24 protein-coding genes are annotated in these 26,530 nt (G+C 70.7%); 11 read left to right on the top strand and 13 right to left on the bottom strand.

Annotation, left to right across the window (positions count from 1 at the left end; all coding sequences use genetic code 11):
• Positions 1-211: 211 nt before the first annotated feature.
• The 6 genes from ABD343_RS06710 to ABD343_RS06685 all read right to left on the bottom strand — a co-directional run bounded on the left by ABD343_RS06710 (position 212) and on the right by ABD343_RS06685 (position 5,624).
• Complete coding sequence (locus ABD343_RS06710) at positions 212-892, bottom strand: N-acetylmuramoyl-L-alanine amidase (protein ID WP_344525064.1); 681 nt, start codon at positions 890-892, stop codon at positions 212-214.
• 382 nt (positions 893-1,274) lie between these two features.
• On the bottom strand, positions 1,275-2,315 hold the full coding sequence (locus ABD343_RS06705; RefSeq protein WP_344525062.1) for a sigma-70 family RNA polymerase sigma factor: 1,041 nt from the start codon (positions 2,313-2,315) through the stop codon (positions 1,275-1,277).
• 292 nt (positions 2,316-2,607) lie between these two features.
• A complete protein-coding gene (locus ABD343_RS06700) occupies positions 2,608-3,396 on the bottom strand; it encodes an amino acid ABC transporter ATP-binding protein (protein ID WP_344525584.1) in 789 nt (262 codons plus the stop codon).
• A 17-nt stretch (positions 3,397-3,413) separates the two neighbouring features.
• The gene (locus ABD343_RS06695; protein ID WP_344525060.1) at positions 3,414-4,193 is read right to left on the bottom strand and encodes an amino acid ABC transporter permease; all 780 of its coding nucleotides are present in this window, start codon (positions 4,191-4,193) and stop codon (positions 3,414-3,416) included.
• On the bottom strand, positions 4,190-4,999 hold the full coding sequence (locus ABD343_RS06690) for a basic amino acid ABC transporter substrate-binding protein (protein WP_344525058.1): 810 nt from the start codon (positions 4,997-4,999) through the stop codon (positions 4,190-4,192). Before ABD343_RS06690 ends, ABD343_RS06695 begins: the two co-directional genes overlap by 4 nt.
• A gap of 121 nt (positions 5,000-5,120) precedes the next feature.
• Positions 5,121-5,624 (bottom strand): ATP-binding protein, encoded by a 504-nt coding sequence (locus tag ABD343_RS06685; protein WP_344525056.1) that lies wholly within the window; start codon positions 5,622-5,624, stop codon positions 5,121-5,123.
• A 138-nt stretch (positions 5,625-5,762) separates the two neighbouring features.
• Between ABD343_RS06685 and ABD343_RS06680 the strand changes: the two genes are divergently transcribed.
• Positions 5,763-6,638 carry a helix-turn-helix domain-containing protein gene (locus tag ABD343_RS06680; protein ID WP_344525054.1) on the top strand — a complete coding sequence of 292 codons (876 nt, stop codon included), beginning with the start codon at positions 5,763-5,765 and terminating at the stop codon, positions 6,636-6,638.
• Positions 6,639-6,641: 3 nt separating this feature from the next.
• Positions 6,642-6,878, top strand: coding sequence for a DUF397 domain-containing protein (locus tag ABD343_RS06675; protein WP_344525052.1), 237 nt, complete (start codon positions 6,642-6,644; stop codon positions 6,876-6,878).
• Between the two features lie 87 nt (positions 6,879-6,965).
• On the opposite strand, the gene ABD343_RS06670 is transcribed toward ABD343_RS06675, so the two are convergent.
• Positions 6,966-9,941, bottom strand: a complete 2,976-nt coding sequence (locus ABD343_RS06670; RefSeq protein ID WP_344525050.1) for a glycoside hydrolase family 2 TIM barrel-domain containing protein — start codon at positions 9,939-9,941, stop codon at positions 6,966-6,968.
• A 334-nt stretch (positions 9,942-10,275) separates the two neighbouring features.
• On the opposite strand from ABD343_RS06670, the gene ABD343_RS06665 reads away from it, so the two are divergent.
• Both ABD343_RS06665 and ABD343_RS06660 read left to right on the top strand, forming a co-directional pair.
• Positions 10,276-10,896 (top strand): hypothetical protein, encoded by a 621-nt coding sequence (locus ABD343_RS06665; RefSeq protein WP_344525048.1) that lies wholly within the window; start codon positions 10,276-10,278, stop codon positions 10,894-10,896.
• Between the two features lie 254 nt (positions 10,897-11,150).
• On the top strand, positions 11,151-11,945 hold the full coding sequence (locus tag ABD343_RS06660; RefSeq protein WP_344525046.1) for an SGNH/GDSL hydrolase family protein: 795 nt from the start codon (positions 11,151-11,153) through the stop codon (positions 11,943-11,945).
• 227 nt (positions 11,946-12,172) lie between these two features.
• Here the strand turns inward: ABD343_RS06660 and ABD343_RS06655 are convergent, their stop codons facing one another.
• Both ABD343_RS06655 and ABD343_RS06650 read right to left on the bottom strand, forming a co-directional pair.
• Positions 12,173-13,504, bottom strand: coding sequence for an SWIM zinc finger family protein (locus ABD343_RS06655; protein ID WP_344525044.1), 1,332 nt, complete (start codon positions 13,502-13,504; stop codon positions 12,173-12,175).
• Entirely contained in the window at positions 13,501-16,428 is a 2,928-nt protein-coding gene (locus ABD343_RS06650) for a DEAD/DEAH box helicase (protein ID WP_344525042.1), read from the bottom strand. The genes ABD343_RS06655 and ABD343_RS06650 overlap by 4 nt, the downstream gene beginning before the upstream one ends.
• A gap of 156 nt (positions 16,429-16,584) precedes the next feature.
• Between ABD343_RS06650 and ABD343_RS06645 the strand changes: the two genes are divergently transcribed.
• Positions 16,585-16,767: a hypothetical protein gene (locus tag ABD343_RS06645; protein WP_344525040.1), complete on the top strand. Its 183-nt coding sequence runs from the start codon at positions 16,585-16,587 to the stop codon at positions 16,765-16,767.
• Between the two features lie 84 nt (positions 16,768-16,851).
• Here ABD343_RS06645 and ABD343_RS06640 read toward each other — a convergent pair whose 3' ends face one another.
• Positions 16,852-17,661, bottom strand: a complete 810-nt coding sequence (locus ABD343_RS06640) for a hypothetical protein (protein ID WP_344525038.1) — start codon at positions 17,659-17,661, stop codon at positions 16,852-16,854.
• A gap of 93 nt (positions 17,662-17,754) precedes the next feature.
• On the opposite strand from ABD343_RS06640, the gene ABD343_RS06635 reads away from it, so the two are divergent.
• Complete coding sequence (locus ABD343_RS06635) at positions 17,755-18,720, top strand: oxygenase MpaB family protein (protein ID WP_344525036.1); 966 nt, start codon at positions 17,755-17,757, stop codon at positions 18,718-18,720.
• On the opposite strand, the gene ABD343_RS06630 is transcribed toward ABD343_RS06635, so the two are convergent.
• Positions 18,717-19,340: a class I SAM-dependent methyltransferase gene (locus tag ABD343_RS06630; protein WP_344525034.1), complete on the bottom strand. Its 624-nt coding sequence runs from the start codon at positions 19,338-19,340 to the stop codon at positions 18,717-18,719. The two genes, ABD343_RS06635 and ABD343_RS06630, sit on opposite strands and share 4 nt — an antisense overlap.
• A gap of 132 nt (positions 19,341-19,472) precedes the next feature.
• Here ABD343_RS06630 and ABD343_RS06625 point away from each other — a divergent pair, with 132 nt between their 5' ends.
• The 4 genes from ABD343_RS06625 (at position 19,473) to ABD343_RS06610 (ending at position 22,139) form a co-directional block, all read left to right on the top strand.
• Positions 19,473-19,841, top strand: a complete 369-nt coding sequence (locus ABD343_RS06625; protein WP_344525032.1) for a DUF742 domain-containing protein — start codon at positions 19,473-19,475, stop codon at positions 19,839-19,841.
• Between the two features lie 19 nt (positions 19,842-19,860).
• Positions 19,861-20,541 carry a GTP-binding protein gene (locus ABD343_RS06620; protein WP_344525030.1) on the top strand — a complete coding sequence of 227 codons (681 nt, stop codon included), beginning with the start codon at positions 19,861-19,863 and terminating at the stop codon, positions 20,539-20,541.
• Positions 20,542-20,620: 79 nt separating this feature from the next.
• On the top strand, positions 20,621-21,013 hold the full coding sequence (locus ABD343_RS06615) for a roadblock/LC7 domain-containing protein (RefSeq protein WP_344525029.1): 393 nt from the start codon (positions 20,621-20,623) through the stop codon (positions 21,011-21,013).
• Positions 21,014-21,113: 100 nt separating this feature from the next.
• Positions 21,114-22,139 (top strand): DUF6397 family protein, encoded by a 1,026-nt coding sequence (locus ABD343_RS06610; protein ID WP_425578108.1) that lies wholly within the window; start codon positions 21,114-21,116, stop codon positions 22,137-22,139.
• Here the strand turns inward: ABD343_RS06610 and tesB are convergent.
• Positions 22,120-22,992 carry an acyl-CoA thioesterase II gene (gene tesB, locus ABD343_RS06605; protein ID WP_344525025.1) on the bottom strand — a complete coding sequence of 291 codons (873 nt, stop codon included), beginning with the start codon at positions 22,990-22,992 and terminating at the stop codon, positions 22,120-22,122. The two genes, ABD343_RS06610 and tesB, sit on opposite strands and share 20 nt — an antisense overlap.
• A gap of 49 nt (positions 22,993-23,041) precedes the next feature.
• Positions 23,042-25,570: a DEAD/DEAH box helicase gene (locus ABD343_RS06600; protein WP_344525023.1), complete on the bottom strand. Its 2,529-nt coding sequence runs from the start codon at positions 25,568-25,570 to the stop codon at positions 23,042-23,044.
• 160 nt (positions 25,571-25,730) lie between these two features.
• Here ABD343_RS06600 and ABD343_RS06595 point away from each other — a divergent pair, with 160 nt between their 5' ends.
• Entirely contained in the window at positions 25,731-26,528 is a 798-nt protein-coding gene (locus ABD343_RS06595) for a metal-dependent hydrolase (RefSeq protein ID WP_344525021.1), read from the top strand.
• Positions 26,529-26,530 lie beyond the last annotated feature (2 nt).

The raw sequence follows: 26,530 nt of genomic DNA, 5'->3' as shown, positions 1-26,530 counted from the left end.
CTCGTCGACGAGTGCCTGCGCGGTGGCGGCGGAGCCCAGCGCGAGCGCTGTGCACGCCACCACCGCGGCTGTTCGCGGATGCCTTCGGAAGCGTCCCTTCACACGGCAGAGGATGTGTCCGTGCGGGTGGCCCGCAGAAGGCTTCCGGTCGGTAGTCACACGATGTGCTGAAGTCCCGGTGCGCGGCCCGGGGGGAGGCGGGCCGCGCCGCTCAGCTCGACTTGACCAGCTTGATGTAGCGGTCCCAGTCCCAGTGCGGTCCGGGGTCGGTGTGGTCCGCTCCGGGCACCTCGTTGTGCCCGATGATGTGCTCGCGGTCCTTGGGGATGGCGTGGTCGTCGCAGATATTGGCCGTCAGGGCCGCCGACGCCGCGTACATCTCGTCGGTGAACCACTTGTCGGGCTCGTCGATCCAGCCCTCGTGCTCGATGCCGATGCTGCGGGTGTTGTAGTCCCAGTTGCCCGCGTGCCAGGCGACGTCCTTCTCCCGCACCAGTTGGGCGACGTGACCGTCCGCGGAACGGACGAGGTAGTGCGAGGAGACGTCCTTGGCGGGGTTCTGGAAGATCGCGACCGTGTCCTTGTACGTCTCCTGCGTGACGTGGATGACGACGAACTCGACCGGGTACTCCGAGGGCCGGTCGGCGGCGGTGTAGTTGGAGGCGTCGGCCGGGATCCACTCGGCCTTCGGGTAGTCCACGCCGCGTGGTCTCCTGCCGCCCCGGGGCTGGGCGTGTGCCGTTGGGCCGGAGGTGAGGAGGGAGGCGGCCGACGCGCCCATGGCGAGGGCGAGTCCGGCGCCGCCGCGCAGCATGGCGCGGCGTGTGGGGCGGGGGAGGTGGAGGGAGGCCGGGGACTGCTCCGGCGAGTGGTGGGGGCGTGCTGGATCCATCGTGTCTCCCGTGGGGGGAATGAGAGAGGTGGGGGCACGTGCATGACAAAGTTGACGCGCGTCGATAGTGACATCCCTGCTCAGAGCTGCCAAGGGCGGCACAAAGGCGCCATTGGATGGACCAATGGGCGCACGGTGCACAAGAGGAGCCCGGCTCTCCGGTGACCAGAGTGCCGGCCTCCCCGCGTGGTTCAGCCGCCCCGGCTCACCGATGCGAGCCGGGGCGCCCGGCAGATCCGGTGCAGTGTCGCTCGCCACCGAAACTGTCGCGCCCGGAGCTGTCGCGTCCGCAATCGTCGCGCCCGGAACAGACCGGGAACCGACCCGGAACCGACCGGGAGCCGTGCGGGACGCCGCTGGGGCGTCCCGCGTTCGGTACCGGTCAATGCCGTTCTGCGAGACGCTCCGGCACCTCGTCCGGACGGACGATCTCGGGTAGGCCGAAGGCGCTGAACAGGGCGTCGCCGAAGAACGCGCTGACGTGTGCGACCTGACCCTTCTGCAGGGTGAGCACCTGGATGTGGAACGGGTGGTAGCTGCCGTCCTCCTGGAGGTTGTAGAGCCCGAAGGCGGGCTGGCCGTTGGCCGACGTGGGGAGCATGAGGCCCTGGTCGGGACCGATGGGGCACTGGGTGCTGACGAGCCGCACGATGTCCTCGCGTCCGCGGAACCACTGCGGGAACGGGGGCATCTCCCAGACGGCGTCTTCCTTGAACAGGTCGACGATGGCCGTGACGTCGGACTTCTCGAACGCCGACGCGTACCGGTCCAGCAGCTCCCGCATCGCCGGGTCGGTGGGCTCCGTGAGCTCCTCCTCCACCGGCGACGCCTGTTCGAGCTGGGCGCGGGCGCGCTGGAGGGCGCTGTTGACGCTCGCCGTTGTCGAGTCCAGCAGCTCGGCCACCTCGGCGGCGCGCCACTTCAGCACGTCGCGCAGCAGGAGCACGGCCCGCTGCCGGGGCGGCAGATGCTGGAGCGCTGCCACGAGCGCGAGGCGCATGCTCGACTTCGACACGACGACGGAAGCCGGGTCGGAGGGCTGGTCGCCGCTGAACATGCTGTCCGGTATCGGCTCCAGCCAGGGCACCTCCGGCGACTCCGTGACGGGACGCTCGGGGTCGCTGGGCGCGCCGATGCCCGAGGGCATGGGGCGGCGGCCGCGCTGCTCGATCGCGGTCAGGCACGCGTTCGTCGCGATGCGGTACAGCCAGGTGCGGAGCGAGGAGCGTCCCTCGAAGCGGTCACTGGCGCGCCAGGCACGCAGATACGTGTCCTGTACCAGGTCCTCGGCGTCGTGGACCGACCCGAGCATGCGGTAGCAGTGTGCCAGCAGCTCGTTGCGGTAAGGGCGTGCCCGCTCCAGCAGGTCGTCGGCTGTGGAGCCGCCTGGGGAGACGGAATCGGTGGGTGGCGTCTCTGCCATCGTCCTTGCCTTTCGTCCTTCTCGTCCTTCGCCGCTGAGCGATGACCGCCCCGGATTGTTCGATGCTCGGAATATAGAAGAAGGGACTGACAACGCCGGTCCGCTGCGGACCGGGGCGGGCGGCGCGACAGGGCCCGCCGACGGTCGCGGGCCCTGATCCGCCCGTATCGGCGCAGCCCAGTCTGCTCTGTCATCGGCGGCGGAGGGGGCGGTTCCACCACGAGACCCGGCGGTTGCGCTCCGTCGCGCCCCGGCGCGCGAGGTTTACGGACGGCGCCCGTTTGTCACCACGCTACTCGGAGCCCTCCTCCAGCACCTCCGCAGCGGCCGGGTCGAGGACCCGCGCGAGGAAGGAGCGGGTACGCGCGTGCCGTGGCTCGCCCACCACCTGCTCCGGCGGGCCCTCCTCGACGACGGCCCCCGCGTCCATGAAGATCACGCGGTCCGCGACCTCCCGCGCGAAGCTCATCTCGTGGGTGACGACGAGCATCGTCACCTCGTCCGCGAGCCTGCGCATGACAGCCAGCACGTCGCCGACCAGCTCGGGGTCGAGGGCCGAGGTCGGCTCGTCGAAGAGCATCAGCTCAGGTCCCATGGACAGCGCACGCGCGATGGCGACCCTCTGCTGCTGGCCGCCCGAGAGCTGCGCCGGGTAGACGTGCTCCTTCTCGGTCAGGCCGACGCGTCGCAGGTTGCGCCGCGCGACCTCCTCCGCCTCCGCTTTGCCGCGTCCCAGTACGCGACGCTGGGCGATCGTGAGGTTGCCCAGAGCGGTCAGATGGGGGAACAGGTTGAAGGCCTGGAAAACCATGCCGATGCGCCGCCGGACGCCGTCGATGTCCACGTCCGGGTCGGTCACCTCGACGCCCGCGACCCTCACGACACCGGACGTCGGCTCCTCCAGCAGGTTCACGCAGCGCAGCAACGTGGACTTGCCCGAGCCCGAGGGGCCGATCACGCACACCACCTCGCCGCGCCGCACCGTGATGTCGATGCCCTTGAGGACCTCCAGATCGCCGAAGGACTTGTGCAGCCCGGTCACCTCGATCGCCGCCCCGGTGGTGTCCGGCGGCGTGCCCATGAACTTCTCCAAACCGGTCACCGCGCCTTCGCCGTACGGGCTTCGAGCCGCCGCACCAGGTGGCCGAGGGGCAGCGTGATCGCCAGGTAGAAGAGTCCGGCGATCAGAATGGGCGTCAGGCTACGGTGCTGGTTGAGCGCGTCGCGCCCGTACTTGGCGAGCTCGTACTGGCCCATCGACAGGCCCAGCAGGTAGACCAGGGAGGAGTCCTTGGTGAGCAGGATCAGCTCGTTGGCCAGCGGGGGCAGCACGATGCGGAAGGCCTGCGGGATCACGATGGAGACCATCGCGCGGGACTGCGACATCCCCAGGGACCGCGCGGCCTCCGTCTGGCCCCTGGGCACCGCCTGGATGCCCGCGCGGATGGTCTCCGCCATATAGGCCGCGCCGACCAGGCCGAGCGCGAGCATCACCGTCACGTACTGGTTGATGGACACCTGGAACGCCAGGGGCACACCGAAGCCCAGGGAGATGAAGACCAGCAGGGCGGGCACGCCCCGGAAGAACTCGATGTAGCCGATCGCCAGCCACCGGTACGGCGGCACTTCCGAGAGGCGCATCAGGGCCAGCAGCAGCCCCAGCGCCAGCCCGAAGCTGAAACCGAGCACCGTATAGACGACGGTGTTGACCAGAGCCGTGGTGACGACCTCGGGGAACTGTGCCTTCGCGACGTCGAGGTCGAAGAACGCGCGCCGCAGCTCGCCCCAGTCGGCGGCCAGCGCGAAGACGAGCACGACGAGGGCGAGGAGCGAGTACTGGCCGGTGCGTATGAGTCGGGTGCGCCGGCGGCGCTTCACCGCGTCGGCTCCTTGCCGAACCACTTCTTGTAGATCTTGTCGTAACGGCCGTCGGCCTTGGCCTTCTTGAGGCTCTTGTTGATCTGCTTGCGCAGCGCGTCGTTGCCGGTGCGGACGCCGATTCCGTACTTCTCGCCGGTGTCGAACTCGGCGGTGACCTCGGTGTCCGGGTTCTTCTTGACGTAGTCGTACAGCACGCCGTTGTCGTTGATGCCGGCGTCTACCTGGCCCGTCTTCACGGCCGTGAGCAGCAGGCCGAGATCCTCGAACTGGACGGTCTCGGCGCCCTTGGCGTGCTTCTTGGCGTACACCTCGCCCGTCGTCGACTGCTGGACGCCGAGCTTCTTGCCCTTGAGGTCGCCCAGCGTGTCGTACCCCTTGCCCTTCTTGACCAGCAGGGCCTGCGTGGCCTCGAAGTACGAGAAGTCCAGGTTCTTGTCGCGCACGGGGGTGATCGTCATCCCCGCCGCGGCGAGGTCGCACTTGCTCGCGTTGAGGTCCTCGCCGGACTGGATGCCCTCGAAGGGCGTATCGACGATCTCCTGCGAGACGTCGAGGTCCTTGGCGACGAGATCGACCAGATCGACGTCGAAGCCGACGATCTCCTTGCCCTTCTTGAACTGGAAGGGCGCGTACGGGAGGTGGGTGCAGGTCTTGAGCTTTCCGGAGGAGACCAGCTCCACGTCGGTGCCGCCTCCGCCCGAGGACTCGGTGCTGGAACAGGCGGCGAGAGAGGTCACCAGGGCGGCGGACGCGACTGCCGCGGAGAGCGGCTTCCAGGGCTTACGCGCGGATCGTACGGACACAGCGCCTCCAGGAGTGGGTGTGCCACCAGGGAGTCCGAACAGACCGGTAAGTGCCGTGCATCCTGCCACCGGATCCGCGCGGGCGGATCCGCCGCGTACATTGCGAGGAGGTAACGGCCCGTCAGTCGAACGTCCTGTCACACTCCAGCTCTGCCCACACCGCGTGCCCTGTCACTCCTTGGCCGTTCTGACCGGCCGGATGACCCGGGCGTATCCCCCAGTCGTCGGCGAGGACGCTGACGAGGAGGAGTCCGCGTCCGCTCTCGCCGTCACCGTCGCCCTCCGGGGTGCCGTCGGCGCAGTCCGGGCATATGTGCTCGCAGCCGCCACCCTCGTCCGTCACCTCCAGACGCAGGCGCACGCCTATGACCCACAGCTCGCAACTTATCTTGTTGCTGTCCGTGTGCTGGACGGCGTTGGTGAACAGCTCGGACATGAGCAACTGGGCATCGGCACACGACTCCTCGTCCACGTGCCATTCGCGCAGCCGGTCGAGCACGCGGGAACGGGCCTCGGACACGGAGCTGTCACGGGCAGGGAGATAGAAGGCATCCCGGTGAGGACGGGCGATGAGGGCACCGTCAGACCGGTGGTCTAAAGGCAGGGCGTCATGGGGGGCAGCCACAGCTCTACTATGCGGTTCGTCACTCGCGTATGGCAAGGATCAGTCTGTGAATTGCAGAACGGTTCCGCACAGGGTGTCTTTGGAGTTGGTCGCCGTGCCAAACTGCCTCCGTAAGAAGACAGTTGGAAGGGAGCGGTAGTGCCGGACTCGCGGACGGGTGGCGGCGGTGGTGCACCCACCGTGCTGCGCATCGTGCTGGGCAAGAGGCTGCAGCAACTGCGCGACAAGGCGGGTCTGTCCTACGAGCAGGCGGCGAGGGCCCTGGATGTCACCCATGCCACCGTGCGGAGGATGGAGAAGGCCGAGGTCGGCCTGAAGGTTCCGTACGTCGAGAAGCTGCTGCGCACGTACGGCGTGAGCGACCCCGCGGAGATCGAGGGGTTCGTCTCGCTGGCCCGGGAGGCGAACCAGCCCGGTTGGTGGCACCGCTACCGGGACGTGCTGCCCGAGTGGTTCAGCGTGTTCGTCAGCCTGGAGACCGAGTCCCACGAGATACGCGCCTATGAGCCGCACTACGTCCCCGGGCTGGTCCAGACGGAGAACTACGCGCGTGCGGTCCTGCGCGCCGGTATGCCGCACGCTCCCGAGGGAGAGATCAAACGGCAGGTGGCCCTGCGCCTGGAACGGCAGGCCCTCCTGAGCCGCGGGAACCCGCCCATGCTGTGGGTGGTCATGGACGAGACGGTGCTGCGCCGCCCGATCGGCGGGGCCGAGGTGATGCGCGAGCAGATCGACCACCTCATCGAGGTGTCCGAGCAGACGCACATCCAGCTCCAGCTCATGCCGTACAGCGCGGGACCGCATCCCGCCATGTACGGGCCCTTCCATCTGTTCCGGTTCCCCCAGGAGGAACTTCCCGACGTCGCCTGCGTGGAGAGCCTGGTGGGTGCGGTCTATTTCGACCAGCTCGATGACGTCTCGGGGTTCCGTGAGGCGCTCGACCGGATGTGCGCCCAGGCCGTGCCTCTGTCGCGGACCCGGGCGACCCTCACTGCACTGCGCAAGGAGATCTGAACCATGGGTCGTATCTACAACGGAATGCCCGCCAAACACCTGGGCAGCGAGGGCTGGCACAAGCCATGGAGCGGCGGCAACGGCGGGAGCTGCGTCGAGGCGCTCATGCTGGCCGACGGCCGCGTCGCGCTGCGCCAGTCCACCGACCCGGACGGCCCCGCGCTGATCTGCAGCCGCAACGACATCACGACCTTCATCCTGGGCGCCAAGGCGGGCAAGGCGGACTTCCTCGTCGGGTGAGGCCCCGATTCATCCCTGCCGCCCTCTTGCGCGGCGCACTCCGGGCGGGCCGTTCCGACGGCCCGCCCGAAGTGCTTTCCCGCTCCCTTACGCCCCGGCCGTTCCCGGGGCGAGCGTCGAGAAGACGAAGGAGAACTCCGCCGGGACGACGTCCAGCCGGTACTCCGGCAGCACGCCCGGGCCGCACGACTGCGAGCCGATGCCCTGCATGCCGTGGTCCAGGTTGACCCAGACGGTGTCACCCGCGACCAGGTCGGTGGTGTGCCGCGCGGCGTCCAGGTACTCGCTCGTCCACCGGCGCGCGGTGAACCAGAACGGTGCCGGGTCCGCCTCCACGCGGAGTCCCTCTCCACCCGGCCGGTCGGTGAGCTCCGCCCAGCGGACATCCATGCGGGCCCCGTTCTCCTGGGGGCGCACGTAATCGGTCTGCATGGCGTCCACCGTGCTGTGCCAGCGGCCGGTCATCGACGCGGCGCATGTGTCCGGATACGCTTCGCCGGGTCCGCCGCCGAACCACCTGGCGTGCCCGTACGCGGCGGGCAGCCCCAGGCGCACGCCGAGGCGTGGCAGCGGGAAGTCCCAGTCGCCCTCCGGCTCCACGGACACCCGCAGGCGCAGCACTCCGGAGGTGGCGGTCCACCGGTACACGGCGCGCAGGGCCAGCGGGCTGGCAGCCGCGGCGACCCGCGTACGGACGACGAGCGCGTCCCCGTCGGCCTCCACGGCGTCGGTGCGGTGCGTCATCCGGTGCAGTCCGTGCGAGCGCCACAGCGGCCCGTAGCGGGTGTCCGGCTGCCAGGGCGCCCCGTCGTCGTTGTCGGTGGTCGCGCGCCAGACGTCGAGCCGCGGGCCCGTCAGCCGGAGGCCGTCGAGACGGCGCAGGACGCCGCTGTCCGGCGCGAAGACGCCCGGACCGAGCCGGAGCACGCCCTCGTCCCGCCGGGGCGCCATGAGGGCGCCTCGCGGCCCCGTGGAGCCCCCGCTCCCGGCCCGGGGGCCGGACACCTGGCCCCAGGCCACCGTGTGGCCCCGCTCGGCCCAGGAGGTGTCCTGGGCGAGCTCGGCGCGGACCGTCCAGCCCGTCTCCCCGGCCCGGTCGGTCGCGGGAGGCGCGGGGAGGGCGACGTCGACCGACTCGCCGGGAGCGAGAGCCGGATCGGGAAGCTCCAGACGTCCGGTCGCGAGGGCCTCGCCGTCGACCTGCCAGGACCAGGTGAACGCGAGGCCGGAGAGGTCTGCGAAGTCGTGCCCATTGGCGATCGTCACGGTGCCGGGTTCGGTGCCCGGTGTGATCCTGACGGGCTCGATGACCTTCTTGAACTCGACCAGGCCGGGGGAGGGCGTGCGGTCGGGCAGGAGGATCCCGTCGCAGACGAAGTTGCCGTCGTGCGGGTCCTCCCCGAAGTCACCCCCGTACGCGAAATACGGCTGCCCGTCCGCCGTGCGCCGGGGCAGACCGTGGTCGATCCACTCCCAGACGAACCCGCCCTGGCAGCGTTCGTAGGTCTCGAACAGCCGCTGGTAGTCCGCGAGTCCGCCCGGCCCGTTGCCCATGGCGTGCGCGTACTCGCACAGGATGAACGGCAGGGCCCGCCGCCGCTCGTCCTGCTCCGGCTTGCCCATCGGCGGCTCCTCGCGCCGGCCGATCAGCTCGACCTCCTCGTGGGGGAGGTACATGCGCGAGTAGAAGTCGCTGTCCGGATAGACGTAGTCGTTCTCGTAGTGCAGCGGCCGTGAGGGGTCGCGTTCGCGGATCCAGCGGGCCATCGCGGAGATGCCGCGGCCTCCGCCGGACTCGTTGCCCAGCGACCAGATGACGACGGACGGATGGTTCTTGTCCCGCTCGACCATCCTGGCGGCACGGTCGAGCAGCGCCGGTGTCCACTCGTCGGTGTCGACCGGATTCGTCACGCCCTTCAGCGCGAGGAAACCGTGCGTCTCCAGGTCGCACTCGTCGACGACCCACAGACCGAGTTCGTCGCACAGGTCGAGGAAGGCGGGATGCGGCGGGTAGTGGCTGGTGCGTACGGCGTTCACGTTGTGCCGCTTCATCAGTTCCAGGTCGTGCCGCATGGTCGCCTCGTCCACGGCGCGGCCCGTGTCCGGATGGAACTCGTGCCGGTTGACGCCCCGGAGCAGGACACGCCTGCCGTTCACCTTGAACAGGCCGTCCTCGACGACCGCCGTACGGAAGCCGACGCGCAGCGGCACCCGCTCACCCGCGGTGGTCAGTTCTCCCTCGTACAGGCGGGGCGTCTCGGCCGTCCAGGGCTCGACCGGGACGTCTGCCGTCTCGCCCGTCGCCAGGTCGAGTCCCAGCTCGGGGATGCTGACCCGGCCCTCCGGCTCGCAGTCGACCCGGAGGGTGCCGCGCCCGGTGGTGTGGTCGTAGCCCGCATGCACATGGAAGTCCGTGACGGCGCCGGGCGGCCGGTGCAGCAGGGTGACGTCCCGGAAGATGCCGGGCAGCCACCACATGTCCTGGTCTTCCAGGTAGCTGCCCGCCGACCACTGGTGGACGCGGACGGCGACGACGTTGCCGCGCGGTCGCAGGAGCGGGCCGACGGCGAACTCGTGGGGCAGCCGGGAGCCCTGGAAGGTGCCCAGTTCCTGCCCGTTCAGCCAGACGCGTGCGCAGGACTCGATCCCGTCGAAACGGAGCAGGGTCTCTCCCTCGGCCCGCGGACCGGCCGGCCAGCCGTCGGGCAGGTCGAAGACGCGGCGGTGGTCGCCCGTCGGGTTCTCGTCCGGAACGCGCGGCGGGTCGACGGGGAAGGGATACGGGACGTTGGTGTAAGCGGGCGAGCCGTGGCCGTGCAGTACCCAGTGGGACGGTACGGGCAGTGCGTCCCACGCGGAGTCGTCGAAGCCGTCCTGGGCGAACGCGTCGTCCTGGCCGTCGGCCGACGGGGACAGACGGAACCGCCAGTCCGACCCGTTCAGGCTCAGGTCTCGCGCGTCCGTACGCGCTGTCCAGGCGCGCGCGGGAAGGCTTCCGGTGCCGGGAGAGACATCCTCGTAGTAGGGGGTCTGACGCTGCCCGGACGGGCGGGAGGTGGTCATACGTCTCCTCGGTGGTTCTCGGTCACCTCTGGATCATCGGTTCCGCACCACCGCCCTGTCACCGGTGCCTCGACGCCGGACACTTCCCCTTCCTCTTCCGTTTCCCTCCCCGTCTCTCGTACCGGCCGGATCCACATCGCCCTCTGTAGGGGGGCCATGACACAGTGACGGGATGACGATGCCGCCGTCGGGTCAGCCGCCGTCGAGCACCTGGCCGCCGGGCTCTCCTCCGCCCGGCGGGTTCGGACCGCCTGGTTCGGGCAGCTTCGGCCCGCCCGGGCAGGGCGGTTGGCCTCCGCCCGCGTCCGGCGACGGGCCGCGCAAGGGGCGGATCGTGGCGGGTGCCGTGGTCTTCGCGGTGCTCGCGCTGTCCCTGGTGACCGCGGGGGCCCTGTTCCTCGCCGGGGGCGACGGCGAGGGGCGCACGGCCAACGAAGGGCCCGCGGTCGGAGGTTCGTCGGCGGAGTCGGCACCGGACGGCCGTGAACCGGACAGTCCCGCACCGGGCGTTCCCGCACCGGACGGTTCCGCGCCGGGGCCAAAGGAGAGTCCTGCCCCGGACGGGACGCCCACCGGCACGCCCGTACCGGATGGCGACGGAGTGAGCGGCATCGTGCTGCCTTCGTTCCTCTTGAGGACGGGCGACTGCTACGACCGTTCGGACAAGGGCGAGGGGCAGGTGGAGACGCGCGACTGCGCGACCGCGCACGACGCCGAAGTGGTCGCGCGGAAGAGGATCAGGGGCAGCTTCGACAAGGACGCCGAGGTGGCCGAGAAGGCCGAAGCCCTCTGCCGTTCCGTGCTGCGGACCAAGGCCGGGCGGCAGCCCGGCGGAACGGTGGGCGGGTCCCTCGTCTCCTATCCCAAGGCCAAGGGTGTGAACGCGGGGCTGGACCGTGTGACCTGCAGCCTGACGGCGGGCAAGGGCAAGAAGCTGCACAAGCCGCTGCGGTGACTCCAGGGACGGCAGGTGGGGTGACTCCCGGGACGGCAGGGCACGTCAGGGGAGGGCGTGTAGGGCGTGTAGGGATCTTCCCGTGGCGGAAGCACCCTTTAGGGCACGTCTGTCCCCATCCCCCTTTGCCATAGGGGACGTTGAGTCCGCCGAGTCCGCTCGTGGGGTTGGCATGGACACGGCTCAACGCGGGTAGATAGGCGTGGCCGGTGTGACAGATGTTCCCTCCATGCCCCACCCATGTGAGAGGTTCCATGAAGCTGCGCAGATGGGCGCCCACGGCCACAGCCGTGATCGCCTTCCTCGGACTGTCCCTGACCGGGGCCGCTCCCGCCAACGCGGAGGAAGCCGCCCCCTCGTACGTCGCTCTGGGCGACTCCTACTCCTCCGGCGTGGGCGCCGGAGACTACGAATCCGGTGACTGCAAACGGAGCGCCAACGCGTACCCGAAGCTCTGGAGCGCCGCCAACTCGCCCGCATCCTTCGACTTCACCGCCTGCTCGGGGGCCCGCACCTCCGACGTGCTGGCGAACCAGCTCGGCCCGTTGAACGACGCGACCGGCCTGGTCAGCATCAGCATCGGCGGCAACGACGCGGGCTTCGCCGACGCCATGCAGACCTGCGTGCTCCAGGGCGAGAGCGCCTGCCTGACGCGGATACAGGAAGCGCGCGACTACATCGCCAACACGCTGCCGGGCAAGCTCGACGAGGTGTACGACGCCATTCGTGCGAAGGCCCCCAACGCGAAGGTGGCCGTGCTCGGTTACCCCCACATCTACAAGCTCCAGGGGGACTGCAGCGTCGGCATCAGCGAGAAGTCCCGCGAGGCCGTGAACGCGGCCTCGGACGACCTCAACGACGTCACCGCCAAGCGCGCCGCGGATCACGGCTTCAGCTTCGGCGACGTCCGTTCGACGTTCGCCGGGCACGAGATCTGCTCGGGCGACGAGTGGCTGCACAGCGTCACCATCCCGGTGGACGAGTCGTACCACCCCACGGCAGCGGGCCAGTCCGGCGGCTACCTGCCCGTGCTGGACGGCATCGCCTGACCCGTACCGCGCTCGACCGGTACCGCCCCTGGCCGGTACCACGCTCGAACCGCCACCTCACCTGCGCACCGCCCCGATCCACACCGGCGAGGGCCGCGCGGTCGAGGTGACCGGCCGTACGGTCCGCATGGACCATGCGGACCGTATGCCTGGCCGCCCCTGCGCCGAACGCAGGGGCGGCCAGGTGCTGTTACGGCCGTCCTGAGCGGTTCATCCCCCTGACGCGCTCAGCCCGACGACTCGGGGCCCTCCAGTACGACGGCGAGGGCCGACGCGGGGCCGTGCTCGGCGTTCCCGGCGGGCCACCAGCGGCCCCGCTCCTTCCGGTACGGCCACCACCGTCCGTCCCGGCCGCACCGTAGCTGCGCGTCCGCACCCACGACGGTCCACCGGCTGCCGGAAGTCCGGAAACGGGGGCGTGCGTCGTCGTCGGCCCACGCGGAGTCCACCTGCGCCCGCGCTCGCGCGAGCACCGCCTCCTCCGGCGAATCGGACGACCAGTCCGTCTCCAGGACCTCCAGTGCCGCCGCTCCTCCGAACTCCCAGGCGCGTACGGCCGGTCCGAGGTCCCGTTCCGGACGGTCGCACCCTTCGGCGAGCCGCGCGGTGACGCTCCGGCCCGGTCGGGACGAGGCCAGCCGTACCGCGTCCTGCCACTGCGACAGGGGCGCGGGGACGGGACGGTGCGCGTGGTCGGGGGACAGTGCCTCCGCGAGCATGCGGCGGGCACGCTCGGCGGTGTCCGCGGCGAGCAGCTCCAGGGCTCCCACGTCCACGCCGGGAGCTTCCGTGCCGCCGTCGTAGACGGCGACGCGGGCATCGTCCGTCACGGGCGGCAACGGCTCCGGCAGGGGCGGCAGAACCGCCCCCAGGGCGTACGCCTCCTGTGCCGGGACGCCCTCCGGCTCGTCGCTCCCTTCCCGCTCCGCCCGGTCCTGTCCCGCAGCCGCCTGTGCCGCCTTCGCCGTGCTGCGCGCCTGGAGGTCGTCCAGCACCTCGCGCTCGCCCCGGCCGCGCATCAGGAGCAGGACGAACGGGTCCTCGTCGAGGAGACGGGCCACCTGATAGCTGAGCGCCGCCGTGTGGTGGCAGTGGTCCCAGGCGTCGCACCCGCACTCCGGCTCCAGGTCGCCGATGCCCGGAAGGAGCTCGATTCCGGCACCGGCCGCGTCCTCCACGAGGGTGGGCGGCATGTCACGGTCCAGGAGGGCCGCGATGTGCCCCGCCTCGTCCGCGATCATCTCCAGAAGCCGGTCCCACTCGTCCTCGTCCAGCTCGCGCAGGAGCACGTCCGCACGGTACGGAACGCGGTCGTTTCCGCGGACCATCGCGGTGATGCGGCCCGGACGCACGGAGACCGCGCCCACCGCTCCCTCGCGGGCGTACTTACGGCCCTGCTTCAACTGCCGACCGTCCAGCGCCGTGTCCTCCAGCGCCTTGAGCCAGGTCTGGCCCCACCACGTACGGGCGAAGCCGCGTCCCCGCGCGGGCGGCATCGCCTCGAAGATCCGCTCCAGCTCCGGAGCGGCGTCCCCGGACATGTGGTCGTACTCGCTCATCGCTCGTCCCTCCGCAGCTCGACGAGCTCGGCCAGCTCGGCGTCGGACAGTTCGGTCAGTGCGCCCTCGCCCGATCCGAGCACCGCGTCGGCCAGGGCCTGCTTACGCCGCAGCATTCCGGCGATACGGTCCTCGATCGTCCCCTCCGTGATGAGCCGGTGCACCTGCACGGGCCGGGTCTGCCCGATGCGGTACGCGCGGTCGGTGGCCTGTGCCTCGACGGCCGGGTTCCACCAGCGGTCGAAATGGATGACGTGTTCGGCCTTGGTCAGATTGAGTCCTGTCCCGGCGGCCTTGAGCGACAGGAGGAACACAGGGACGCTCCCTTCCTGGAAGCGCCGCACCATGTCCTCGCGTTCGGCCACGGGTGTCCCTCCGTGCAGGAACTGCGTCGGGACGCCCCGTGTCGCGAGATGCCGCTCCAGGAGGCGCGCCATCTGGACGTACTGGGTGAACACCAGGACGCCCGCGTCCTCGGCGAGGATCGTGTCCAGGAGTTCGTCCAGCAGCTCCAGCTTCCCCGAGCGGCCGGGCAGACGGGGCCGGTCCTCCTCCTTGAGGTACTGCGCCGGGTGGTTGCAGATCTGCTTGAGCGAGGTGAGCAGCCGGACGACCAGGCCGCGCCGGGTGAAACCTTCCGTCCCCGACAGCTCCGCGAGGGACTCACGGACCACCGCCTCGTACAGTCCGGCCTGTTCGGCGGTGAGGGACACCGCGCGGTCCGTCTCCGTCTTGGGCGGCAGTTCCGGAGCGATGCCCGGGTCCGTCTTGTGCCTCCGCAGCAGGAAGGGACGTACGAGCCGTGCCAGGCGCTCCGTGGCCGCCGGGTCGGCCCCGCCCTCGGCCGCGTCGGCATAGCGCCTGCGGAACGTGCCCAGTCGCCCCAGGAGCGAGGGGGTCGTCCAGTCGAGGATGGACCACAGCTCGGAGAGGTTGTTCTCCACAGGGGTACCGGTGAGGGCGACCCGGGCCCGCGCGGGGATGGTCCGCAGCGCCTTGGCGGTCGCGGAGAGGGAGTTCTTCACGTGCTGGGCCTCGTCCGCCACGACCATGCCCCAGGGGGCCTCAGGAGACGGCGTCCTCAGCCGTTCCGCGTCCAGCCGCATCGTTCCGTAGGTCGTGAGGACGAACTCGCCGTCCGCCAGCGCCTCCAGGCTGCGGGAGGCCCCGTGGTAGCGCCGTACGGGCGTGCCCGGGGCGAACCGTTCGATCTCGCGCTGCCAGTTGCCCATGAGGGAGGTCGGGCAGACGACGAGAGTCGGCCCTGCCGTCCCGGTCCGTTCCTGCCGCTTGAGGTGCAGGGAGATCAGGGTGATGGTCTTGCCCAGCCCCATGTCGTCGGCGAGACAGGCACCCAGGCCGAGCGAGGTCATCCGGTGCAGCCAGTCCAGCCCGCGGAGCTGGTAGTCGCGCAGGGTCGCCTGGAGCGCCGCCGGCGGGGAGACCGGGTCCCGGTCCTGGCCCTCGGGGTCGGCGAGCCGTGCGCGCAGCTCCTCCAGCCAGCCGGTCGCCTGGACCTCGACCTGTTCGCCGTCCTGTTCGGTCGCGCCGGTGAGGACGGAGCCGAGCGCGTCGAGCACGGCGACCTTCTGGTCCTGCCGCTTGTGCGCCTTGCGGACGGCGTCCGGATCCACCAGGACCCATCGGTCGCGCAGCCGTACGACGGGACGCCCGGCCTCGGCGATCTGCTCCAGCTCGGCACGGCTGACCTCCTGGTCGCCGATGGCGAAGCGCCAGTTGAAGCTGAGCAGCGCCTCGGGGGAGAGGAGCGAGGGCGGCCCGGAACCGTCCCCGCCCGCGCCGAACGGGCCGTGAGCCTCTCCATCTGCGTCTTCGGGACTGATCACCGCCCGGGAGGTGAGGCTCTTCGCCAGCTCGCGCGGCCAGAGCACCTGGACACCCGTGGCGGCGAGGGCGGAGGCGACCGAGGAGCCCAGCAGCTCGGCGATCTCCTCATCGGCCAGCTCCAGCGCGTCGGGCACGGCGGCGGACAGCAGCGGGCCGAGCGCCCCCCAGACGCCGGCCGCGCGGCGCAGGGTCAGCAGCGCGTCCGTACGGACACGGGGACCGAAGCGGTCACTGACGGGGGAGGAGCCGGCCCAGACCTCGGCCGCGTCGGCGACCACGGTGGTGTCGGTGAGGCTGTGCACCTGGAGCACTCCCCGGAACCGGGGAGCGGCGTCCCCGCCGCCCTCGGTGAGCCCTTCGACCTCGATCCGGAGCGACAGCCGTACGCCCGCGTCATGGCCCGCCGCGACACCCTCGGCCCAACGGCGCAGCTCCGGCGCGGGACGGGTCTCCCGTTCAGCGAAGGCCGCACCGCCCACCGCCAGGGGCGCGGCGGGAGTACGCGGCAGCGTGTCCGCGACGGCGTCCAGGAACGCCCGGAGCCGCGCTTGCGGAGTGGGCAGCCGCAGGGGCTCACCGTCCGTACGGGAGGGCAGCGGGACGGCGTGTGCGTACGGGGGCATCGCGGCGGCGAGTCCGGCGAGGGTCTCCGTGTCCTCGGAGTCGAGCGGGCCGAGGCGCCAGGCGTCGTGGTCCTCGGGGCTGAGCCCCGGCAGCAGCCTTCCCTGGGCCGTCAACCGCAGGGCGAACAGCGCGACGGCGCCCCAGAACTCCGCCGCCGTACCGGTGCGTGCCGCGCGCGCCCTGGTCAGCACGGGCAGGGCCTCGTCCATGGTCAGCAGGAGGGCGGGCACGGTGACCGCTCCGACCGTGCCGTCCTCACCCGGGAGCGCGACGGCCAGCTCTCCCGCGGCACCGGGCGGGGCCGGTTCCGACGGGACGGGGGCGACGGGGGGACTGCCGTCCGGTCGCCAGAAGGCGAGCTGGGAACGGCGCGGAGGGTCGGCCGTGAGGAGCACGGCCTCGCAGTGCGTGAGCTGGGAAGTCGGGTCGGGCGATGACACGGTCTCTGCCACGGTACTGACGTATTCCTCAAATTTGACTAGTGAAACAGGGCGGCCGAGAGTACCCCAGGTGTGAGCGTCACCGGTAGCGAGGATGGAACCCTTCAGCCCGAAAAGGCGTTCAATGGAATGAGCGGCAGGTGCCGCTGTGCGGGAGGAGGGATCGAGATGACCAACCGGGGAAAGATCGCTGTCGGCGGAGTGGCCGTGGGGCTGCTCCTGTGGTGGCTGACCTCGTTCTGGATCGCGGTGCTGGTGATCGTCGGTGTGCCCACCGTCGCCTACCTGACACTGGATCCCTCGCAGCGGAAGAGGCTCCGCCGGGTCAGCCGCAAGGAGCTGGGCCGCTGAGCGTCCCGCCGGGATCTCGGGCGGGCCCGTGACCGCTGCTCGCAGCCACCCCTCGCGGCCCGCGCCTGTGCCGCCCGGCGCCGTCTACACCGCGGGGCGGGGCGCGAGGGCGTCGAGCGCCTGGAGCAGCCCCGGCAGCTCTGGGCCGCGCCCGACCGGGAGAACCTCGCCGGGCGCCTCGTCCATCAGCACGAACGCGATGTCGTCCGTGCGGGCCACCACGCTCCACCCGGGGCCGTCCGCGCGGAGCGTCCGTGCGTCGCCGGAGGCGAAGGCGGAGCGGATCCGCCCGGGCGGCGGAGGACTCTCCACATAGCCGCGCACCTCGTCGAGCACCCGGCGCACCCCGCTCGGCGGGCCCTCGCCGGGCTCGGTGAACTCGACCTCCGCCTCGACCTGCTCCCGCCACTCCGCCCACTGGAGCGCGATCTCGTCCGCGCCGAGCCGCCGTTGGGCCGGACCCCAGCTCCCGGTGTCGGGCGGAGCGAGGACCGCGGCGACCTCGCCGACGCCGTCCTCGGCGTCGGGTTCGGGATCGTGCGGTGCGGGCACCCCCGGCGCCGCCACCGCCAAGGCGAGCGGCCACCCGGGCAGCACCGCGGCCACCGTCCGGTCGTCGGGGGAGAGGTCGTAGTCCATCCCGCAGTCCCAAGCGGCGACGGCGCAGGCGACCAGCGTCACGTCCTCCGTCGCCACGGTCCAGCGGGCCCCGCGCCCGTCCTGGCCGAGCACGAGCCCGTAGCCCTCGGCGTACGGCTCAAGGCCGAGCGCCGCGCACGCCTCCGGGTAGTCGTCGCCCAGCACGCTCGGGAACTGAGCGGGAGTCAGCAGCACGGCGGTGAGCACGTAGAGCGCGTCCTCGTCCGGCCTCTCCGCAGCCTTCTCGGCACCCACCACGCCTCCTGTCCGGACCCCATTTCCGGGGCACCATAGCTCCTAGAGTGGGACGGACAACAGATGCGGGAACACCGACAGAGGGGGCCCGACGTGCGGCGTTACGACCGGCTCAAGGAGATCCTGAGCCTCGATCCGGAGCGAGACTGGCTGGAGATCTACCGGCTGACGGCGTACTGCGAGTTCCCCTGGGACTTCACCCGCGCCCTGGAGTTCGCCCTCTACCGCACCTATGCCGTCCCCAGCATCGGACGGCTCCTCGCCGAGACGGCGGAACTGACGGACCGCACGCAGAAGCGGTACGACGACACCTCGCTGCTCCTGGACGCGGTCACCGAGCACGGCTTCGAGAACGAGACCGGGCTGACCGCCATCCGCCGGATCAACCAGATGCACCGTTCGTACGACATCTCCAACGACGACATGCGCTACGTGCTGTGCACGTTCGTCGTGATGCCGGAGCGCTGGATCAAACGGTTCGGATGGCGCGCCCTGACCGGACACGAACTCCGCGCCAGCGCGGCCTACTACCGCACGCTCGGCCGGCACATGGGCATCCGGGACATCCCGGAGACGTTCGCCGACTTCGAACGGTGCCTCGACGCGTACGAGGACGCCCATTTCGACTGGGACGAGGGAGGCCGCCGGGTCTCCGACGCCACGATCGACCTGGTCGCCTCCTGGTACCCGCGTCCCCTCGCGCCTCTGGTGCGCGATGCGACCGTCGCGCTGCTGGACGACTCCTTGCTGCGGGCCTTCCGTTACGACGCGCCCCGCCCCGCTGTGCGGAGCCTGGTGCGAAGGGCCGTACGGCTGCGCGGCAGGGCCGTGCGGCTGATGCCGCCGCGCCGCAAGCCGCACTACGGGCGGCAGAACTGGGAGATCCGCAGCTACCCCGGCTACCCGGACGGGTACCACGTCGCCGACCTCGGAACGTTTCCCGGGGCGTCCCGCTCGGAGGGCACGTCTTCGACGGCCCGGCGCGGCGGCCTCTCCGCCTGCCCGGTGCCGCACGCGGCCCCTTCCGAACCGCGCGCGGAGAGGCCGGAGCGCCCCTAGGGCCTCGTCTGCGCCGTGCGCACCGCCAGCGCGAGATAGCGGTCGTCCGCGTCCGTGTACGACACCAGCCGCCACCCCGTCGAGGCGAGCAGGGGACGGAGATTGGCCTCCGCGCGGACATCGTCAGCGGTGAGCTGCTTGCCCTTACGCGCGGCGAGCGCGGCCCTGCCGACGGGGTGGAAGAGGGCCAGCGTGCCCTTCGGCCGTACGACGCGGGCGAGTTCGCGCAGGCCCGTGTCCGGCCCAGGGAGATGAGAGATCAGCCCGGCGCCGAACACCGCGTCCAGACACGCGTCCTTGAGCGGCAGACGGATGACGTCGGCGAGGACGAGCCCGGCGGAGGCGTCGCGGCCCTTGCTGACGGCCTCCTCCAGCATGGCTGGGGTGAGATCGGCGCCGAGCACGGTTCCGGCCGGGCCGACGGCGGTGCGCAGAGCGGGCAGCGCACGGCCGGTGCCACAGCCCGCGTCGAGGACCGCGCCGCCACGGGGGAGCGCCATTTCGGCGACTGCCGCGTCGTAGGCGGGGCCGTCGTCAGGGAAACGTGATTCCCAGGTGGTCGCCCTGGAGGCGAAGAACTCCTGGACGGCGGCCGGATCGTAGGAGGTGTCGTGGGTCATGTGCCCATCATCGCGCGGCATGTGGTCCCCTCCGGCCTCATTCCGGTCGATGTCGATCGCGCCGGTGTCAACTAGGGGAGGCTTCCGGAACATGCCCGAGGCGCATGTCCGCCCGAATTAGCGTCCGGAATCATGGGACGACACCTGATTCACGCACCTTCCCGCACCGAGGGCGCCCCCTCGCGCGCCGCTGACGCGACCGGCGGCGCCCTCGACCTGGCCGCCCTGGTCTCGGTGATGAGCGGCACCGAGGGCCTGGAGCCGGGGGCGGGGCCATGGGTAGGCCCCCGTCACACCACCCTGCTGGACGCGTGCCGCGGCGCCCCGCTCCCCCTCGCGGAACTCGCCGTCATCACCGGCCTCTCCGTGACAGCCGTGCGCGCGCTGATAGGCGACCTCCTCCGGCGGGGCTGCGTCACCGTCGACCCGCCAGGGCCACCGACGGGACGGGACGGAGCGTGTGCGCTGAGCGAGGTGGTCGATGCGCTCCGCGCGCTCTGAGCTGGTCCTGGCAGCTCCTGTGACCGATCAGGACGCGCGAGGGAGCGGGACGCGGAGTTCCGGCGGCAGGGACCGCAGCTCGCAGTCCCTGAAGGTGCCCGTCGCGGGAGGGCCGGGAGCGGGGAAGACGACGCTGATCGGCGCCGTCAGCGAGATCAGCCCCCTGCGCACCGGGAAGAAACGGTCCGGTGCGCAGGAACGATCGAAAGGGGCCGCGGCACGGTCCGGTGCGCCGGAGGGGGAGGCCCGGGAGGCGGTGGGGCCCACCACGGTGGAGTTCGGCCGGATAGCCGTCCGCCCGGGGCTGTCGCTCTGCCTCTTCGGAATGCCCGCGACGGATGCCGACCGCTCCACGTGGAACGAGCTGACGCGAGGCGCCTTGGGAGCCGTCGTCCTCGCGGACGCCGACCGGCTGGAGGACTGCTTCCCTGCCGTGAACTACTTCGAGCGCAACCAGGTGCCGTTCGTCGTCGCCGTCAACTGCTTCCCCGGCGAGAGCCCGTACGTCGCGTACGAGATCGCGCGCGCCCTCGACCTGGACGCGAGGACGCCCGTGATGCTGTGCGACGCGCGGGACCGCGATTCGGCGAAGGAGGTGCTGATCCGTTTGCTCGACCACGCCGGCCGACGGCAGCTCACGGGGCATTTCCCGGGGACAGAAGTGACATCTGTGGCAGAGGAGGGGCTGGAACGGGACTAAGCGTGCGTAGTGGTTGCTGACCGTGCTCTCGTGGGTAAGGGTGGCTCGGCAGATGCCGAGAATAAAAGGGGGCAGCGGAGTGGCACTGAACACGGGACTCGACTGGCTGCTGGACGATCTGACCAAGCGGATCTCCTCCGTCCGGCACGCGCTGGTGCTCTCCAACGACGGACTGGTGACGGGGAGCAGCCAGGAACTCGCGAGGGAGGACGCCGAGCACCTCGCCGCTGTCGCTTCCGGACTGCACAGCTTGGCGAAGGGCTCGGGGCAGCACTTCAAGGCCGGGCGGGTTCGGCAGACGATGATCGAATTCGACGAGGGGGTGCTCTTCGTGACCGCGGCGGGCGACGGCAGTTGCCTGTGTGTGCTGGCGGGAGCCGAAGCCGACATCGGCCAAGTCGCCTACGAGATGACCCTGCTGGTGAACCGGGTGGGGGAACATCTCGGAGTCGCGGTGCGAAACGGGCAGTGACCTGCGGTTTTCTGAGTTGTCCACAGGCCGGGCGAGATGCTGGCGGGCGCGCTACCGTTTTTGACGCACGGTAGTTGAGCGACTGCGGGGGATGAGTGTCATGCCAGTGAAGTCCGCTTGTGGAGACCACGGTTCCGAGCCCGGGACCACGAAGGCCGGACAGGAGAGCACCGCGCCGATGCCGGTGCGTGTGGCGGCGAGGCAGTTGGGGCTGAGGCCCAGGGAGCTCGATCTCGCCATTCAGTTGGACGTGGTGCGCACCGTTCCGGGGGCCAGGGGAGGCCCACGCAGGGTGGCGCACGAGGAGTTGAAGCGCGTCAAGGGAGCCGAAGGGTTCCCGGAGCGGCTGAGGGAGCGGCTGCGTGTGGTGGGGGCGGAGGAGGGGGCCCGGCTGCTGGGCATCAACCCCTCCCGCTTCGCCCGGCTCGCGAGGGCGGGATCCTTCCGCCCCGTCCGGTTCTATGTGAATCGCTATCGCGCCGTGGTGTGGCTCTATCTCGCGGAAGAGCTGCGCGGATTCGCGGATCGCAGCCCCGAGTTGCTCACCGGCAGGCTCCCCGCGTCGGTGCGGGCAATCCTCGCGGAGGGCACCGACCGGCGGGCCCGGCTCTGGCGGCACCGGCGAGTGGGCCAGCTCGCCCGGCAGGCGGGCACCGCCTGGGAGCGCGCGGCAGCGCGGGCAGCCGTCCTTGATGACGATGTGCTGGCCGAAGCCGTCCCCGACCTTGAGGAGCGAGCCCTGCTGCGCGCGCTCCGGCCCCGCCTGGCCGAGATGCCCAGCGGGACACCGGCCACACAGGAGACGGTGGCCGAGCTCTGCCTCGCGGAGGGCGACGAGGAGATCCTCTGGCACCGGGTCACGCTCTCCGCCGAGTTGGAGGAGGCCCGCGAGTCAGCGGCGCACGAGGAGAAGCAGGCCGCCGCCTCCTCGACACGGGCGGCTTCCTCTCCGGCGGGCGCGGCGCGTCCGGCGGACGACGCGGGCCCGCCCGGGACCGAGGGGCGCAGTCCGGAGCTCGTCCCCCGGGAGAGCATCGCCCGGGCGCGGGAGGAGGCCGCCCGCGAGAAGAAGCGCTGGCGCCCCTGGCCGCGCCGGGGGAAGCTCGTCAGCCGCCCAGCTTTCTGAACAGGCCTTCCTGCATCACGGACACGATCAACTTGCCCTCGCGGTCGTAGATCTGGCCGCGGGCGAGTCCACGGGCGCCGGTGGCGATGGGTGACTCCTGCTCGTAGAGGAACCACTCATCGGCACGGAACGGCCGGTGGAACCACATCGCGTGGTCCAGGGAGGCGGTGTCGAACCCCCGCGGGCCCCACAGCGGCTCGACGGGGATGCGCACGGCGTCGAGGAGCGTCATGTCGCTCGCGTACGTCACGGCGCAGGTATGCACGAGCGGGTCGTCCCCGAGTGACCCGATCGCGCGCATCCACACGGCACTGCGCGGTTCCACGTCACGCAGCTCCTCGGGCGTCCAGCGCAGGCGCTGGACATAGCGGATGTCGAAGGCCTGTCGGCGGGCCATCCGCTCCAACGGTTCGGGCAGCGTGCCGAGGTGCTCGCGGATCTCGTCCGCGAGCTTCGGCAGGCTCTCCGGCGCCGGCACGTCGGGCATGGGGACCTGGTGCTCGAACCCGGGCTCCGGCTGGTGGAAGGAGGCGGTGAGATTGAAGATGGTCCGGCCCCGCTGGACGGCGACCACGCGACGGGTGGTGAAGGACCGCCCGTCCCTGACCCGCTCGACCTGGTACACGATGGGCACGCCGGGGATCCCCGGCCGCAGGAAGTACGCGTGCAGGGAGTGCACCGGGCGGTGCTCGTCGAGGGTGCGCCCGGCCGCGACGAGAGCCTGCCCGGCGACCTGCCCGCCGAAGACACGCTGGAGGGACTCGTGGGGACTGCGGCCCCGGAAGATGTTGAGCTCGATCTCTTCCAGGTTCAGCAGGTCGACAAGACGTTCGGCGGGACTGGGGCCGGTCATGTCGTCGGTTCCTCTCTCGTGTTCTTCTGTGCGGGGGAGGCGGGAGCCCTCAGAGCGGCCCCACACCGGTCACCTTGACCACCGCGCGGCCTTCCTCGTCGGAGGCGACGAGATCGACCTCGGCCGAGATGCCCCAGTCATGATCCCCGTTCGGATCGGCGAATGTCTGGCGGACGCGCCAGAGACGGTCCTCCGGGACCTCCTCGATGCGCAGCAGCCGCGGCCCTCGGGCGTCGGGACCGGTGCCCAGGTCGTCGTACTCCTCCCAGTACGCGTCCATGGCCTCGGCCCAGGCGTCCTCGTCCCAGCCCGCCTCGCCGTCCATCTCGCCCAGCTCCGCGACATCGTCCCGGGCGGCCAGCTCCACCCGGCGGAACATCGCGTTGCGGACGAGCACCCGGAAGGCACGGGGATTCGCGGTGACCGGCTTGACCTGGTCGGCGCGCTCCTGAGCCTCCTCGGCGGTCTCGTCCTCCGGGTTGGCGAGCTGCTCCCACTCGTCGAGCAGGCTGGAGTCGACCTGACGGACCATCTCGCCGAGCCACTCGATGATGTCCTGGAAGTCCTCCGACTTCCGGTCGTCCGGGACGGTGTGCTCCAGCGCCTTGAACGCGCTCGCGAGGTACCGGAGCACGATGCCCTCGGTGCGGGCCAGCTCGTAGAACGAGACGAACTCGCTGAAGGTCATCGCCCGCTCGTACATGTCGCGGATGACGGACTTCGGGGAGAGCGGGTGGTCGCCGACCCAGGGGTGGGACTTGCGGTAGAGCCCGTAGGCGTGGAAGAGCAGTTCTTCGAGGGGCTGCGGGTAGCTGATGTCCATCAGCCGCTCCATCCGCTCCTCGTACTCGATGCCGTCGGCCTTCATCTGGGCCACGGCCTCGCCCTTGGCCTTGTTCATCTGGGCGGCCAGGATCTGCCGGGGGTCGTCCAGCGTCGATTCGACCACCGAGACCATGTCCAGGGCGTACGACGGGGATTCGGGATCCAGCAGCTCGAAGGCCGCGAGGGCGAAGGTGGAGAGCGGCTGGTTGAGGGCGAAGTCCTGCTGGAGGTCGACGGTCAGCCGGATCGTGCGGCCCTCGGCGTCCGGCTCGGCCATCCGCTCGACGATGCCGCCGTCCAGCAGGGAGCGGTAGATCGCGATGGCGCGGCGGATGTGCCGGAGCTGGGAGCGCCGGTCCTCGTGGTTGTCCTCCAGGAGATGCCGCATCTGCGCGAAGGCGTCGCCGGGCCGGGCGATGACCGACAGCAGCATCGCGTGGGTGACGCGGAAGCGGGAGGAGAGCGGCTCGGGATCGGAGGCGATCAGCTTCTCGAAGGTCTGCTGGCTCCAGTTGACGAAGCCCTCCGGCGCCTTCTTGCGGACGACCTTGCGGCGCTTCTTGGGGTCGTCGCCAGCCTTGGCGAGCGCCTTCTCGTTCTCGACCACGTGCTCGGGAGCCTGGGCGACAACGAAGCCCGAGGTGTCGAATCCCGCACGCCCGGCTCGGCCCGCGATCTGGTGGAACTCCCGCGCGCGCAGCGTCCGCACACGCGAGCCGTCGTACTTGGTGAGGGCGGTGAACAGGACCGTGCGGATCGGCACGTTGACGCCGACGCCGAGAGTGTCCGTGCCGCAGATGACCTTCAACAGACCCGCCTGGGCGAGCCGTTCCACCAGCCGCCGGTACTTGGGAAGCATCCCGGCGTGGTGCACCCCGATCCCGTGCCGTACGTAACGGGAGAGGTTCTTGCCGAACTTGGTGGTGAAGCGGAAATTGCCGATGACCTTGGCGATCTCGTCCTTCTCGGCACGGGTCGACATGTTGATGCTCATCAGCGCCTGCGCGCGCTCGACGGCCTGTGCCTGGGTGAAGTGGACGATGTAGACCGGGGCCTGGTGGGTGTCCAGCAGCTCGGTCAGCGTCTCCGTGAGGGTGGTGGTGCGGTACTCGTAGGAGAGCGGCACCGGGCGTGTCGCGGAGCGGACGACGGCCGTGGGCTTGCCAGTCCGGCGCGTCAGGTCCTTCTCGAAGCGGGTGACGTCGCCCAGGGTCGCCGACATCAGGATGAACTGGGCCTGGGGGAGTTCCAGCAGCGGGATCTGCCAGGCCCATCCCCGGTCCGGCTCGGCGTAGAAGTGGAACTCGTCCATCACGACCTGGCCGATGTCCGCGTCGGCGCCGTCCCGCAGCGCGATCGAGGCCAGGACCTCGGCAGTGCAGCAGATGACGGGGGCGTCCGCGTTCACGGAGGCGTCGCCGGTGAGCATGCCGACGTTCTCGGTGCCGAAGAGCTTGCACAGGTCGAAGAACTTCTCGGAGACCAGCGCCTTGATCGGCGCCGTGTAGAACGTGACCTTGTCCTGCGCCAGCGCAGTGTAGTGCGCGCCGGCGGCGACGAGGCTCTTGCCGGAGCCGGTGGGGGTGGACAGGATCACGTTCGCCCCGGAGACCACCTCGATCAGCGCCTCTTCCTGGGCGGGATAGAGCGAGATGCCCCGCTCTTCGGCCCAGGTCGAGAAGGACTCGAAGAGGGCATCCGGGTCGGCGTCGCTCGGCATCTGATCGATAAGGGTGGCTGTCACGCCCCCCATACTGCCTGCTGCCGTGACGGATACGGGAACCGGTGGGTCCGTGGTGATCATCTGACGCTACGCTGTGTCGCCGACGGGGCGTCAGTCGGCAAGGGCGGGACACGGCCAAGTCGCGCACGGCGAGCGCAGCGAGCACCACGAGATCGGGGCGGGGATACGCATGATGGGACCGGCGCACTCACTGTCGGGGGCCGCCGCATGGCTCGGGGTGGGCGCCGCGGCCGCGGCGCTGGACCACCCGATGCCCTGGCCCGTGGTGGTGGTCGGCGCGCTGATCTGCGCCGGGGCCGCCCTCGCGCCCGACCTGGACCAGAAGTCCGCGACGATCTCCCGCGCCTTCGGGCCGCTCTCCCACGCGCTGTGCGGAGTGATAGACAAGCTCTCCACCGCTGTCTACAACGGCACGAGGTCCCGGGGCGAGCGACGCCGCTCCGGCGGTCACCGCACGCTCACCCACACCTGGCCCTGGGCGATCTTCATCGGCGTCGGATTCTCGACCGCCGCGGTCGTCTGGGACCGGTGGGCGGTGCTCGTGATCCTCTTCATCCACATGGTGCTCGCTGTCGAAGGCCTGCTGTGGCGGATGGCCCGGGTCTCCAGCGACGTGCTGGTCTGGCTGCTCGGCGCGGCCAGCGCGTGGATCCTCGCGGGAGTCCTGGACAAGCCGGGGAACGGCTCGGACTGGCTGTTCACCGGGGACGGCCAGGAGTACATGTGGCTGGGGCTGCCCATCGTGCTCGGCGCGATGGTGCACAACATCGGCGACGCGCTCACCGTCTCCGGCTGCCCGGTCCTATGGCCCATCCCCATCGCGGGCAAGCGGTGGTACCCGCTGGGGACCCCCCGCTTCATGCGCTTCCGGGCGGGAGCCTGGGTGGAGAACAACGTGCTGATGCCCGCCTTCATGCTGCTCGGCGGCGCGGGGAGCCTGGTGGCGCTCGGCTTCATAGGAGGCTGATG

It is taken from the genome of Streptomyces albiaxialis, assembly GCF_039530985.1.
Lineage (GTDB): Bacteria > Actinomycetota > Actinomycetes > Streptomycetales > Streptomycetaceae > Streptomyces > Streptomyces albiaxialis.
This window is presented reverse-complemented; position numbering and strand designations above follow the sequence as displayed.